Here is a 13,341-nt window from a genome sequence, read left to right as displayed (position 1 = left end):
CCGAAGTGAAGCTGGTGTTCTACGAGGCACGGCCCCTTCGGACGCAAGTCATGGACGGCATCCTCCCGCACCCATGATCGGCGGGACAGAACCTAGGAGCGAGGTGGGGCGGTCCATGGCGTGACCTGCGGATTCCCAGCCTTGGATGGAGTGGGTGGCACGTACCCCTGTGCACCGTGATTCCCCCTGACTCCCCGCCCGTTCTGGCACGAGAGTGGCACGGGGTCCCCGTTCGATGGGGCACGCGAGGGGCACGGCAGTGGAATCAACGGGGTCCAGAGAGAACCTTGATCGCAAAGGGCCGATAGCAATCGTCACTGTCCTCGGCGACGTATCCGAGCGCTTCCAGCATGGACAGGATTGCTGACGCCATCCGTTCCTGAATGTGCCCCGCAGCCTCGATCACTGAATCGTTCAGCCTCCCACTGTCCAGGGCCTCGCTGCTCGCACGGCGGAGGGCAGGGTGTACCTGCCAGTGGAGCCAGATCCCGCCCGCGGCATCGTCGAACGCGTCCACTTCGATCTCGAGCCCGCCAGCCGCCGTCTCCCAGTCCGGGGCCTCACGGTTGTACATAGCTAGCCCGAATCGGCCCAGATCCCTCCCCACCATCTCGGCGAGCTCCCGAAGACGGTTGGCCTCGCTTGGGGTGAGAGGTCGCAGCCCCCATTCGTTCTCTTCGTTCACGGGGGGCACCGTACAGCGGAGGTCGGCGTAGCGGCTTTGGGCTGGAGCCGGCCTGGGGTGAGACCGGGGGCCCGTAAGCTCACCGCGACTTGGGCAGCACCTCGGCGAGGCTCGCCCCATCCAGCGTCCAGGTCGAACGGGCGCGATCTGGCTTGGGAACTCCCTGACCGGCAAGTGCGTCCTCTAGCCCAGAGTTTTCGGGGTCCTGCCTCATCCTTATCAGGTCGATCACGTCGGATGGGTGTACTGCGTCAAGCGCCGTCTGGCCTGGATCGCTGGTCCACTGAGGTTCAGCCCTGACCGCAGCCGTTCGTCTCTGTTGGTGTCAGCTACTGATGTCAGGCGCCAGTAGCCGAAGGTCACCGGCCAGTGCGGTAGGAGTCCACGCCCCCATGGCGGGTTGCGGTCGCGGTGCCGAGGGATCGCGGTGATCCTGTCAGAGGAGCGTGGTTGGCGTCGCATGGGCGTTGTGCGTCGGTGAGCACGCTGTACAGGAAGGTGACGGCCATGGCAGCGATGTCGAACGAGGCTCGGAGAGGGCACGAGGGGCCGGACAGCGAAAGACTCAGCGGCGCGTCCATGTTCGCCGGGGCCGTGCTGATGCTCAGCGGGCCGCTCAGCATTCTTATGGGGGCATCCGGCATCGCGGGGGACAACTTGTTCGCCGCGTCCCAGTACGCCTATCGGTTCGACCTAACCGCTTGGGGCTGGATTCACATTGTGGTCGGACTGGCACTCGTCATTGCCGGCTTGGGGGTCGTGACAAACAAGAGCTGGGGTCGCGGGGCTGGTGCAGTGGCGGCAGCGATCAGCCTGATCACCCAGTTCATGTTCGTTCCGTACTACCCGCTGTGGGCCATCCCCATGATGGCACTTGACCTTCTGATCATCTTTGCGCTGACGAGGTTCCACGTCGGAACCAACGGCGGTTGGTGACACACCTCAGCCCACTACTCACCCCAGCTTCCATCCCGTCCGCCGTCGACCCACACACCGTGGAGCGGGCGTGGTCCATGGCGTCCAGGTGGAGCGCGCCACTGTACGGACGACCTGGACGCCGGGGGCCGCGTCTGCTCGGCTCCGCCTGGGTCGACGGTGGACGGGATGGGAGTTCCCCGCGCACGCCACTACGCACCCTCGGTCGGCGACGGCGCCCCCTCCACCCCGGTGCCGGCCGATCCCCCGCCGGAGGCATCGCCTTGACCGTTGGCCGCGCTCCGCGGTGCTCGACTCATGGCCACCGGCCCTGTCCACATGTGGGCGCGCGTCGGCGCAGCGCGGGCGGAGCGGGCCGAAGGCAGGAGCGGCGCCCGCGGCGGAGCCGGGAAGTGCGCCCGCGGCGGAGCGCAGCCGGGGCTTGAGCCCCGACGGGTTCCGCGTCGGGCGCCGCCCTCAGAGCACACCCACCAGCACGATGACCAGGGCGGGCAGCGCGATGAAGACGGTGGCGAGGTAGACGGCGAGGACCCACCGGTGCTCAGAGGCGACGCGGGCGAGCTTCTCGGCGCAGAACAGCGGCACGGGGCGCAGGAACGGAATCACGTAGATCACGACGATCGCGAAGAGGTTGTAGATCAGGTGCACGAAGGCCGCCTGCAGGCCGATCTTCGCGTCCTGTCCGACGCCTGCGAACGCCGCGAAGACCACGGTGAACGTCGTGCCGAGGTTGGAGCCGACGACGACGGGATACACCTGCGCCGGTGTCAGGATGCCCGTTCCCGCGAAGGGGACCAGCACGGACGTGGTGATGGTCGAGGACTGGGTGACGACGGTCACCCCCATGCCCGACGCCATGGCGAGGTAAGGATTGCGGCCCACGGCCTTGATCAGAATGTCACGGGCTCTGCCGACCATGAGCAGTTTGAGCAGCTTTCCCAGGTAACGGACGGCGACCAGGATCAGCACGGCGCCGATCATGATGGTGAACAGCGGACCGAGTGTGCTGCTGACGTGCAAGGTCGCGTGGATCACCCCGTGCTCCACCGGCCCGGTGGCCGCCCGGATGAAGTTGAAGTGAGCCGGGTTCGGCAGCCAGTCCGTGCCGTACAGCGCATCGGTCAACGTCCCGCTGATGTGTTTCAGCGGATGCCAGATCAGCTCGATCGGGAAGAAGATCAGCAGTGCGAGCCAGTTGTAGAAGTCGTGGACGGTGGACGCGCCCAGCGCCCTGCGGAACTCCGTGCGATTTCCGATGAAGGTCAGTGCGACCAGGCTCGTCGTCACCGTGGTGCCGACGTTCGCGCCCAGGATGATGGGGATCGCGCCCTGGATGGGCAGCGCGCCCGACCCTACGGCGGTGACAGCGACGGCCGTCGTCGTGGTCGACGACTGGATCAGGACCGTACCGAGGATGCCGACGCTCAGCCCGACCCACGGGTGCGCGGCGAAGGCGAACATGGTGTGCGCCGCGTCGCTGCCCAGCCCCGCGAAGCCGCGACTGATGATGCTTACGGCACAGACCAGCAGGTAGATCAGTCCGGCTACACCGCACCAGCCGAGGGCTTTGGCCCAAGCGGGGAGCTGGATGGTTCCGGCGTTGCTCTCGGCCGCAGGGGCCGTGAGCGGCGAACCGCCGGAAGGGGTTCGCCCGGAGGTTTCACCTTTTTTGTGGCTGTTGTCCGGCCCGCTGTCGGATGGGGCTGCCGCCATGAACCAAGGCTACGAGCTCCTGACGAGGGGGGCGCGTAGCTGAGCGCCGTACGTGTACAGCGGGCGGCTGGTGTCGCCGGCGACCTGCGCCTTGGCCTCTTGGCAGATCAGCCCATCGCGGCCGTGTTCATGGGAGCCATGCCGCCTCCGGTTGGCTGAAGAGCTCAGAGGGTGAGGTGAGTCGGACGGTGCGAAGCGCCGTGTCCATCCACCCGGGATCGACGGCCACGCCCATGGTGCGTTCCATGAGCGCGGAGGACTCGGCGCACAGGGTCCCCATGTGGAAGACGACCCCTTCTGCCCAGGCGGGGACATCCGGTTCCGGTTCCGGTTCCATCCAGGCCGCGTCCTCCAGCTCGAAGGGATCGAACAGGCCGTCCACGCGGCCATCGAAGGCGTGCATGACCTGGTACCTGGCGTTCACACTCCGGTAGACGCTGAAGAACTCGCCTCCGTCAGCGGACGTTCGTCTGGCGACCTCCGGAATGCTGCCGTGGAAGCCCCATTCGACGGCGATGACATGCCGGTCGACGGTGAGCACACGAAGCAGCTCGTAGTCCTCATAGAGGTGGGCTGCTTGCTCTTCGACGGTCTCGGCGAATGTCATCAGCCGTGAGGCTCCGGGATCGCCACCGAACGCCCGGATCACCTCGTCCTCAGTCTTCCCCGCGATCACGGAGAAGGTGTACGCATCGGGCTCGTCGGCATCGGCCCACCCGTATCGGGCGACGAGGTCTTCCCAGCTCTCAGCGCCGCCGCGCTTCGGGTCCCGGGGGCGTCAGGAGTCATGGTGCCGCACCCTACAGAGCGGTGGGGGCCGTCGCCGTCCAGGGCGTCCAGGGGCCTCACCGTGAAGGTCTCGGACATGCGCTCACCGACCTCATCCGGCGGGAGCCAAGAGACTGCCGGGGACCCGCGACCCGGCGATGACGCTGCGGGTGTACGCCCACCTGATGCCCAGCAGCCGCGAGCGCGCCCGTCGGGCCCTGGACGGGGCCTTCGGCACGGACCGGGAACCCTGACGGCCCAGGGACGGCCCAGCGGGTACAAAGCAGCCCCCTATTGGCGACATCGTCGCTGGTAGGGGGCTTGTTCGTGCCCGGAGAAGGTCCGTTCTCCGGGTGCAGGCATAACACGTCCAGTGTGGCAGACCCACTCGGGTGCCCCAGGCCGGAACGGGGTGGGGGTGTTCACCTGCGGGGGCCTTCTGTCGTCGTCGGTCGTCCTCGGGCGGCCCAGGGACGGCCCGTGAATGGTCTTGGACGGCGTAGCGACACCCCTCGACCGCCCCTGGCTTCACCGGCGATCGACGATTGATCGGAATCTCGTAGGCGATCTCGCGACGACGTACGTACCCGATCCGGCACGCCCCTCCAGCAGTCCTTGGGAGATCGGCGACTCTCCGCCGGTCGGCTCCGCCGTGCTCCTCCACGGCCTCGGGGACGGCTCCGTCGTTCGGCCCATCAAGGGCGTCGGCCGCGACGCCGAAAAGGACCAAGCGGAGTCGCCCCACCCTCGCGTTCCCGTGCGCCTCCGCGTCCCAGGCCGCCCCGATGACGGCGGTCCCGTACCTCGGCCGACAGGCCCGGAGGAGATCCCGCATGCGCGTCTTCCTGCCCCTGACCGCCGTCACCACCGCCGCGCTCCTGCTGGTCACGGTCACCGGCGCGACTCCCGCCGCAGCGGACCGGAACCCCGACGGCACACCACTGGTCAAGGTGTCCCACGGCGACCCGTACGCGAAGTGCACCATCGGAGCGAGGTCCCCCGACAGCGTCGTCTACCCGGGCACCGAGGTCGAGCCGTACCTGACCGTCGATCCGCGCGACCCCAAGCGCGTGGTCACCGTGTTCCAGCAGGACCGCTGGAACGACGGCGGCGCCCGTGGCCTGGTGGCCGGCTGGACCACGGACGGCCGCACCTTCCACCGGAGCACGCTGCCGTTCAGCCTGTGCGCCCCCGGCGGCGCGGACTACGAACGGGCCACCGACCCCTGGGTGAGCGCCGGACCGGACGGCACGGTCTACGCCGGCGGCGAGGGCGTCGACTTCACGAAGAGCACGCGCAGCGCCCTCCTGGCGGTCACGTCCCGCGACGGCGGTCGCACCTGGCGGAACCTCACCACCACGCACGTCGACGAGCAGCCGTTCTTCAACGACAAGCCCTCACTCACCGCCGACCCGATCCGCAAGGGCACCGCCTACCAGGTCTGGAACCGCCTCGACAACGACCCGCCCGGCCCCAGCTCCCTCGACGGTCCCGGCTACATCTCCCTCACCCGCGACGGCGGCCGCACCTGGAGCAAGGCCCGGCCGTTCGTCGACACCAGCAGCGTGCCCAACACCCAGACCATCGGTCATCTGATCGTCGTCGACCGGCGCACCGGCACCCTGTACGACTTCTTCGACCGGATCACCTACTCCGACGACCTGAGCACCGTCGCCGAAGCTCGCTACGAGATGGTCGCCTCGACCGACGCCGGAGAGACCTGGAGCGCCCCGGTCACCGTGGCCCGGGACACCTCCGTACCGGAGGTCGACCCGAACGACCCCACCAAACTGCTGCGCGCCGCGTCCACCCTGCCGAGCCCGGCCGTCGACCCCAGGACAGGCACGCTGTACATGGCCTACGAGGGTTCGGACTTCTCCGGTGGAAAGTTCGACTCCGTCCAGCTCGTGCGGTCCACCGACGGCGGACGCACCTGGGGGAGCCCGGCGCTGATCAGCCCCAAGGGCGTTCCGGCCTTCTCACCGTCGATCGCGGTCGCCGAGCGGGGCACGGTCGCGCTCACCTACTACGACCTGCGCTTCCTCAGGCCCGGCAACACCACCACCCTGCCCACCGCCTACCAACTGGCCACGCTGCGGCGCGGAAATCCGAAGCTCCGGACCGAGCGACGGATCTCGCGGGTCTTCGACTGGCTGCAGGCGCCGTTCGCCGGGGGCTACTTCCTCGGCGACTACCAAGGCCTGGTGGCGGACGGCAAGGGAGTACGGGCGGTGCTCACCGAGACCCACTCCGGCGCACCACACAACCGTACGGACGTGTACACCGGCAGTCTCCGCACCCGCTGACCGACGCGGACGCGGACGCGGCCGGCGTACCGCTGATGCGGGCGCTCTGCGCCGAATCTAGACTGGCGAGGGCACAAAACCCCCGGAAACAGGGAGATATGCACCATGGCCAAGCGAGGGAACAAGCGACGCGCCCGTAAGAAGAAGAAGGCGAATCACGGCAAGCGCCCCAACGCCTGAGCCGCCTGACCCACCTGACCCGCCTTGAGCACATGGCCGAGGACCCATGCCTTCGCCAGTCGGATCGGGATCAAGAACCAGCCGTGCGGGAACGAACAGAGAGCCGGCCCCGACGAGACCAGGGCCGGCTCTACGGCGATGGGCGGGTCTTCCGGCGGCCCAGGAGCCTGGGCGGCCCCATAGGCCCAGGAGGCCCAGGAGGCCCAGGAGGCCCAGGAGTCTCAAGCGTCCTCGGTGCCCCAGGCTTCCCCGGCTGCCTCCCAGGCGCGAGGACGCTTCAGCCCCTCCCATTCGGGGCGCAGGAGGGAGAGGACGGCGATGTCGTGGCGGCGGCCGCGGTGGAGGCAGGCGGCACGGCTGACGCCCTCCTGGACGAAGCCTGACCTGGCGAGGACGGCGAGGGCGGGGGCGTTGTCCGTGTGGGTCTCGGCCGCGAGCCGGTACAGCGGGAGCTCACCGAACGCCAGGTCCACCAGGGCGTCGAGGGCGGCGGAGCCATGGCCCTGCCCGCGATGCCCGGGGGCCAGCATCAGCTCCACCTCCGCCGTGCCGTCGCCGATGTCCTGGTTGCTGAGGACGACGTGGCCGATGGGGGTGCGATCGGGCAGCAGCACGAGGAAGTCGTCACGGTCGTTGTCATCGCAGTCGCGCTCGACGCGTTCGCGCGTCGCGGTGCGGGAGCGTGGCCAGATGCCCATCTCATGGGCGGTCACCGGGTCGGAACGCCAGCCGTGCAGCAGGTCGGCGTCGTCCACGTCGAGAGCCGCGAGGCCTACGGTTCCGGCGCGCCAGACTGTCTGCCGGACCGCCCCGGCCTCGTGGTCCGCATCGCTGTCCCGGTCCAGGTCGTCCATGTCGTTCTCGGCGTCCGCGGTCCCGGTGTTCTCGATCATGGAGGGATGCTAGGCGCGGCCGCGCGCACGGGCCAGTGGGTTTCCACCCGGGACGACCGGGGTCGGACCCGTGCACGGCAAAAACGTTCCACCCCTCCCGCGGCACGGATCACGACGAGGTGATCGCAGCCGCGGAAGGGGTGGTGACGAAGGCGGGGGGAAGCGGCCGTCAGCCGGAGCCCACGAAGATCACGAGCAGCAGCCACACCACGGGAGCCGTGGGCAGCAGCGAGTCCAGCCGGTCCATGATGCCGCCGTGCCCCGGCAGCAGCGTGCCCATGTCCTTGATGCCGAGGTCCCGCTTGATCATGGACTCGCCGAGGTCGCCGAGCGTCGCGCTGGCGGCCACCGCGAGGCCCAGCAGGAGCCCCTGCCACCACGCGCCGCCGTCGATCAGGAACTGCATGCACAGCGCGCCCGCGACCATGGCGAACGAGACCGCGCCCAGCAGTCCCTCGCGGGTCTTGCCTGGGCTGATGCGCGGGGCCAGCTTGTTCTTGCCGAAGCGCCAGCCGACGGCGTACGCGCCCGTGTCGCTGACCACCGTCAGCAGCAGGAACGTCAGGACCCGCCACGGTCCGTCGTCGGCCGTCAGCATCATCGCCACGAAGGTGGCCAGGAACGGCACGTAGAAGGCGGCGAAGACGCCCGCGGTGACGTCCTTGAGGTAGCCCTCGGGCGGTTCGGTCATCCGCCATACGAGTACGGCCAACGAGGTCAGGGCCATGGCGACCCAGGCGCCCTCCGCCCCGCTGACGTAGCCGGCCACGACCATCGCCGCGCCGCCGACCGCCAGCGGTACGAGGGGGGCCTTGATCTCCTTGCGCTCCTGGAGCCGACTGGTCAGCTCCCAGAGGCCGACGACCACGGCGACCGCCACGACGCCGACGAACACGGCCTTGACGACGAACAGCGAAGCGATGATCACCGCACCGAGCCCGACGCCGACGCCTATGGCCGCGCCCAGGTCACGGCCCGCGCTCTTCTTCTGCGGTGCGGGCGCCGGGTGAGAGGCGTCGGGCATGGGCTCCGGTTTCTGCGGCACCGCCGCAGGGGGCTGTGCCGACGGGATCTCGTCGCCGTACGGCTGCTGGCCGTACGTCTGGTCTCGGAAGGACTGGTCCTGGAAGGACTGGTCTCGGAAGGGTTCGTCTTGGAACGGCTGGTCTTGGAACGGCTGGTCTTGGAACGACTGGTCGTTGAACGGCTGGTCGTTGAACGGCTGGTCGTTGAACGGCCCGTCCCGGAACAGGGGGCCGCTCGACGAAGCGGCCCCCCGGTCGTCATCCTGGTCGCCGCCGTACGCGGGCAGGCCGGGCACGATGGGCATGGGGCGAGTGTGCTGCGCCTCAGGCGCATCGTACGCGGGACCCGCCGGGACAGCCCCCTGGGCAGGCCCCTGGTCGGACGGCCCCCAGTACCCGGCTCGGGGCGGTGCTCCCCAGGAAGAGTCGTTCATCAGACCTCGAGAAGCTCTGCTTCCTTGTGCTTCAGGAGCTCGTCCACCTGGGCGACGTACTTCGCGGTGGTGTCGTCGAGCTCCTTCTCCGCACGGCGGCCCTCGTCCTCGCCGACCTCGCCGTCCTTGACCATCTTGTCGATGGCGTCCTTGGCCTTGCGGCGCACGGAACGGATCGAGACCTTGGCGTCCTCGCCCTTGGTCTTGGCGACCTTGATGTAGTCCTTGCGGCGCTCCTCGGTCAGCTCGGGGAACACCACCCGGATGATGTTGCCGTCGTTGCTCGGGTTGACGCCCAGGTCGGAGTCGCGGATCGCCTGCTCGATGTTGCGCAGGGCGCTCTTGTCGAACGGGGTCACGACGGCCATGCGCGGCTCCGGCACGGAGAACGAGGCCAGCTGGTTGATCGGCGTCAGCGCGCCGTAGTAGTCGGCCACGATCTTGTTGAACATCGCCGGGTGCGCACGGCCGGTGCGGATCGCGGCGAAGTCCTCCTTGGCGACCACGACGGCCTTCTCCATCTTCTCCTCGGCCTCGAGGAGGGTCTCTTCGATCACCACTTGCTCCTGCGTGTCTTGAGTAGGCCCGGCTTCGGTTCCCTGCGGGGACCCGGCGGCCGGCTGCGTCGCGTCTTCTTCCTGCACGGTTCCCGACCGGCAGGACATTGTCCATCCCCCGGTCGGGGGCCGTCCCGTCCGTCCCCGGACGGGTGTCGTCCCCGTGGACGAGGTCGTGCTCCGGTCAGTTCCGGCTGCTCTGGTCACCCACGAGCGTGCCGATCTTCTCACCCTTGACGGCGCGCGCGATATTGCCCTCCGCCAGAAGTTCGAAGACCAGGATCGGAAGCTTGTTGTCGCGGCAGAGCGTGATGGCGGTGGCGTCCGCGACCTTGAGCTCGCGGGTGATGACCTCGCCGTAGCCGAGAGCGTCGAACTTGACCGCGTCCGGGTTCGTCTTCGGGTCGGAGTCGTAGACGCCGTCCACGCCGTTCTTGCCCATCAGCAGGGCCTCGGCGTCGATCTCCAGGGCGCGCTGCGCGGCGGTGGTGTCGGTGGAGAAGTACGGCATGCCCATGCCGGCGCCGAAGATGACCACGCGGCCCTTCTCCAGGTGCCGCACGGCGCGCAGCGGGATGTACGGCTCGGCGACCTGGCCCATGGTGATGGCGGTCTGGACCCGGCTGTCGATGCCCTCCTTCTCCAGGAAGTCCTGGAGGGCGAGGCAGTTCATCACCGTGCCGAGCATGCCCATGTAGTCGGAGCGCGCGCGGTCCATGCCGCGCTGCTGGAGCTCGGCGCCACGGAAGAAGTTGCCGCCGCCGATGACGACCGCGATCTCCGCACCGTCACGGACGACGGCCGCGATCTCCCGGGCGATCTTGTGCACCACGTCGGGGTCCACACCCAGGCCCCCGCCACCGGCGAAGGCCTCTCCGGACAGCTTCAGCAGAAACCGGCCGCCTACTTTGCCGTCGTCGCTCTTCTGGGCCTTCGTGGTCATGGAGATCCGCCTCTTTCACGTGGTGCACATACGAAGAAGGCCATTGCCGGTGGGATGTGGTTCGCAACCCGTGCGCGGCAATGGCCTCCTCGTCAGATCTGCTGTCGTCCGTCACGCGCGTGCGTGACGACGCCGTACGCGGACGACTGCTTCGACCCTAGCGAAGTTCCGCCAGGAGTCGCGCGTCGATCGCGATACGGACTCAGATGCCGACCTTGATGCGCGTGAAGCGCTTCAGGGCGACACCCGCCTCGTCCAGAACCTTCTGGACCGACTTCTTGTTGTCGAGCGCGTACGGCTGGCCGAGCAGCGTGGCGTCCTTGAAGAAGCCGTTCAGACGACCCTCGACGATCTTCGCGATCGCGGCCTCGGGCTTGCCCTCGGCGCGGGTGGTCTCCTCGGCGATACGACGCTCGGACTCGACGACCTCGGCCGGGACGTCCTCCTGGGCGAGGTACTTCGGCGCGAAGGCGGCGATGTGCTGGGCGACACCGCGGGCGACCTCGGCGTTCGGCTTGTCCAGCTCGACGAGGACACCGATCTGCGGGGGCAGGTCGGGCATCGTGCGGTGCATGTACGCGGCCACGTAGCCGTCGCCGAACTGCGCGAAGCGGTCCAGGACGATCTTCTCGCCGAGGTTGGCGTTGGCCTCGTCCACGAACGCCTGGACGGTCTTGCCGGGCTCGATCTCGGAGGCGAGCAGCGCCTCGATGTCGGCCGGGGAGGTCTTGGTGACGTGCTCGGCGATGGCCTTGGCCACGGCCTGGAACTTCTCACCCTTGGCGACGAAGTCCGTCTCGCACTTCAGCTCGACGAGGACGCCGGAGGAGTTGTCGTCGGCGATGATCGAGACCACGGCGCCGTTCTCGGCGGAGCGGCCCTCGCGCTTGGCGACGCCCTTCTGGCCCTTGATACGGAGCGCCTCGACGGCCTTGTCGACACTGCCCTCGGCCTCGTCCAGCGCCTTCTTGCAGTCCATCATGCCGGCGCCGGTGAGCTCGCGGAGCTTCTTGACGTCAGCGGCGGTGTAGTTCGCCATGATTCCTGGAATCTCTCTCGGAGTCTGAAGATCTACGGGCTGGACGGCGGGGGCTGTGCTGCCCCCGCCGTCCGGACCCGAAGGAGTGAGGGGGTCAGGCCTGCTCGGCGTCCGCGGCGGGGGCCTCAGCAGCGGCCTCGGCGGCCGGGGCCTCGGCCTCGGCCTGCTCGGCGTCGGCGACCTTCTCCGTCTCGGCGGAGGTCTGGACCTCGGCGTCGTCGGCCTTCTTCTCGCCCTCGAGCAGGTCGCGCTCCCACGCGGCGAGCGGCTCGCCCGCGCCCTTCTCGCCCTTGTCGCCGGTGGCGACGCCGGAACGGGCGATGAGGCCCTCGGCGACGGCGTCGGCGATCACACGGGTGAGCAGGGTGACGGAGCGGATCGCGTCGTCGTTGCCCGGGATCTTGTAGTCGACCTCGTCGGGGTCGCAGTTGGTGTCGAGGATGGCGACGACCGGGATGTTGAGCTTCCGGGCCTCACCGACCGCGATGTGCTCCTTCTTGGTGTCCACGATCCAGACGGCGCTGGGCACCTTCTGCATCTCGCGGATACCGCCGAGGGTCTTCTCCAGCTTGGCCTTCTCGCGCGAGAGCACGAGAAGCTCCTTCTTGGTGAGACCGGAGGCCGCGACGTCCTCGAAGTCGATCTGCTCGAGCTCCTTGAGGCGCTGCAGACGCTTGTAGACGGTGGAGAAGTTGGTGAGCATGCCGCCCAGCCAGCGCTGGTTGACGTAGGGCATGCCGACGCGGGTGGCCTGCTCGGCGATGGCCTCCTGCGCCTGCTTCTTCGTGCCGACGAACATGACCGTGCCGCCGTGGGCGACGGTCTCCTTGACGAACTCGTAGGCGCGGTCGATGTACGACAGCGACTGGAGCAGGTCGATGATGTAGATGCCGTTGCGCTCGGTGAAGATGAAGCGCTTCATCTTCGGGTTCCAGCGACGGGTCTGGTGACCGAAGTGGACGCCGCTTTCCAGCAGCTCCCGCATCGTGACGACGGCCATGGCCGTTCTCCTTGAGTTTCTCGGTTGCCGCGGATACCGGACGGCATCCGCGCCTGACGCCCGCGGTGCGCCGTGCCGCAAAGGACCGAGGGGCGCTGACAGGGACCGTTGCCGGCCGCCCTGTCGGGGCGTGCGAAGTCGACCCGGTGACCCGGATCGCCAGAAGAAGTGTACGGGACCGGGGAGGCGACGGGTGACGCCGCTGTCCACAACCGGCGAGTAGTCCACAGATGCCGGTCATGTCCGGATGCCCTGCGGGACGGTTCTCGCATGCCTTTGACACTCCGGACGCGAACGAAACGACGGTCGCGCCTGACTCCCTTGCTCCCGGCCGCCCTGCCGTCACTGGCCCTGGCGGCCGTGCCCGCCCTGACCCTGCCCGCCCTGGCCCTGTCGGCCCCGGCGCCGACGGCGAGCGCGAGCGCCGCGATCCTGCCGACGTCGGTGCGGGCGGGTGCCCCGCCCCGGCTCCCGGACCCGGTGCCCGCCCTCGCGCGCGTCTGGCCGGTGGGGCTGCGTCCCCAGGTCCTGCGCGGCTGGGAGCCCCCGGCGACGGACTACGGCCCCGGTCACCGCGGTGTCGACCTGGCGGCCGAGCCGGGAGCGCCGGTCAGGACGGTGGCCGCGGGCCGGGTCTCCTTCGCCGGCCGCGTCGCCGGCCGGGGTGTCGTCGCGGTGGAACTGGCGGGTACGGGCGAGCCGCCCCTGCGCACGACCTACGAGCCGGTACGGCCGTCCGTGGCGAAGGGCGACCTGCTGACGGCTGCGGACCAGGTCGGCACGGTGGAGGCGACCGGCGGGCACTGTCCGGTCGGCTGCGTGCACTGGGGCCTGCTCAGGGGGCGGAGCTACCTGGACCCCC

At 69.0% G+C, this 13,341-nt stretch carries 12 protein-coding genes and 1 pseudogene; 4 read left to right on the top strand and 9 right to left on the bottom strand.

Translation table 11 applies throughout. From position 1 onward, the window contains the following. Positions 1 to 265: 265 nt before the first annotated feature. On the bottom strand, positions 266 to 685 hold the full coding sequence (locus ACZ60B_RS41655; RefSeq protein WP_469396963.1) for a hypothetical protein: 420 nt from the start codon (positions 683 to 685) through the stop codon (positions 266 to 268). Between the two features lie 507 nt (positions 686 to 1,192). Between ACZ60B_RS41655 and ACZ60B_RS41650 the strand changes: the two genes are divergently transcribed. After that, the gene (locus ACZ60B_RS41650; protein ID WP_469396961.1) at positions 1,193 to 1,621 is read left to right on the top strand and encodes a DUF7144 family membrane protein; all 429 of its coding nucleotides are present in this window, start codon (positions 1,193 to 1,195) and stop codon (positions 1,619 to 1,621) included. A 456-nt stretch (positions 1,622 to 2,077) separates the two neighbouring features. Here ACZ60B_RS41650 and ACZ60B_RS41645 read toward each other — a convergent pair whose 3' ends face one another. Together ACZ60B_RS41645 and ACZ60B_RS41640 are read right to left on the bottom strand one after the other, a co-directional pair. Next, entirely contained in the window at positions 2,078 to 3,334 is a 1,257-nt protein-coding gene (locus ACZ60B_RS41645) for a Na/Pi symporter (protein WP_469396959.1), read from the bottom strand. A gap of 127 nt (positions 3,335 to 3,461) precedes the next feature. Then, a pseudogene (locus ACZ60B_RS41640) lies at positions 3,462 to 4,043 on the bottom strand (DUF6461 domain-containing protein); the annotation flags it as partial. A gap of 892 nt (positions 4,044 to 4,935) precedes the next feature. On the opposite strand from ACZ60B_RS41640, the gene ACZ60B_RS41635 reads away from it, so the two are divergent. Together ACZ60B_RS41635 and ACZ60B_RS41630 are read left to right on the top strand one after the other, a co-directional pair. After that, the gene (locus tag ACZ60B_RS41635; RefSeq protein ID WP_469396957.1) at positions 4,936 to 6,408 is read left to right on the top strand and encodes a sialidase family protein; all 1,473 of its coding nucleotides are present in this window, start codon (positions 4,936 to 4,938) and stop codon (positions 6,406 to 6,408) included. A 105-nt stretch (positions 6,409 to 6,513) separates the two neighbouring features. Next, positions 6,514 to 6,588, top strand: a complete 75-nt coding sequence (locus tag ACZ60B_RS41630) for a 50S ribosomal protein bL37 (RefSeq protein WP_100661309.1) — start codon at positions 6,514 to 6,516, stop codon at positions 6,586 to 6,588. Between the two features lie 221 nt (positions 6,589 to 6,809). Here the strand turns inward: ACZ60B_RS41630 and ACZ60B_RS41625 are convergent, their stop codons facing one another. The 6 genes from ACZ60B_RS41625 to rpsB all read right to left on the bottom strand — a co-directional run bounded on the left by ACZ60B_RS41625 (position 6,810) and on the right by rpsB (position 12,479). Beyond that, on the bottom strand, positions 6,810 to 7,481 hold the full coding sequence (locus ACZ60B_RS41625) for a GNAT family N-acetyltransferase (RefSeq protein ID WP_469396955.1): 672 nt from the start codon (positions 7,479 to 7,481) through the stop codon (positions 6,810 to 6,812). Positions 7,482 to 7,650: 169 nt separating this feature from the next. Beyond that, on the bottom strand, positions 7,651 to 8,940 hold the full coding sequence (locus tag ACZ60B_RS41620; protein WP_469396953.1) for a phosphatidate cytidylyltransferase: 1,290 nt from the start codon (positions 8,938 to 8,940) through the stop codon (positions 7,651 to 7,653). Further along, positions 8,940 to 9,497: a ribosome recycling factor gene (gene frr, locus ACZ60B_RS41615; RefSeq protein ID WP_351604624.1), complete on the bottom strand. Its 558-nt coding sequence runs from the start codon at positions 9,495 to 9,497 to the stop codon at positions 8,940 to 8,942. The genes ACZ60B_RS41620 and frr overlap by 1 nt, the downstream gene beginning before the upstream one ends. 184 nt (positions 9,498 to 9,681) lie before the next feature. Next, a complete protein-coding gene (gene pyrH / locus ACZ60B_RS41610) occupies positions 9,682 to 10,440 on the bottom strand; it encodes a UMP kinase (protein ID WP_392622992.1) in 759 nt (252 codons plus the stop codon). Between the two features lie 202 nt (positions 10,441 to 10,642). After that, a complete protein-coding gene (gene tsf / locus ACZ60B_RS41605) occupies positions 10,643 to 11,479 on the bottom strand; it encodes a translation elongation factor Ts (RefSeq protein ID WP_152894564.1) in 837 nt (278 codons plus the stop codon). A 94-nt stretch (positions 11,480 to 11,573) separates the two neighbouring features. Beyond that, entirely contained in the window at positions 11,574 to 12,479 is a 906-nt protein-coding gene (gene rpsB, locus ACZ60B_RS41600; protein ID WP_469396949.1) for a 30S ribosomal protein S2, read from the bottom strand. 321 nt (positions 12,480 to 12,800) lie between these two features. On the opposite strand from rpsB, the gene ACZ60B_RS41595 reads away from it, so the two are divergent. Further along, positions 12,801 to 13,341, top strand: a 541-nt coding sequence (locus ACZ60B_RS41595) for a peptidoglycan DD-metalloendopeptidase family protein (RefSeq protein WP_469396947.1), incomplete at its 3' end; no start/stop codon positions are given.

This window comes from Streptomyces sp. NPDC104096 (genome assembly GCF_055584385.1).
This window is presented reverse-complemented; position numbering and strand designations above follow the sequence as displayed.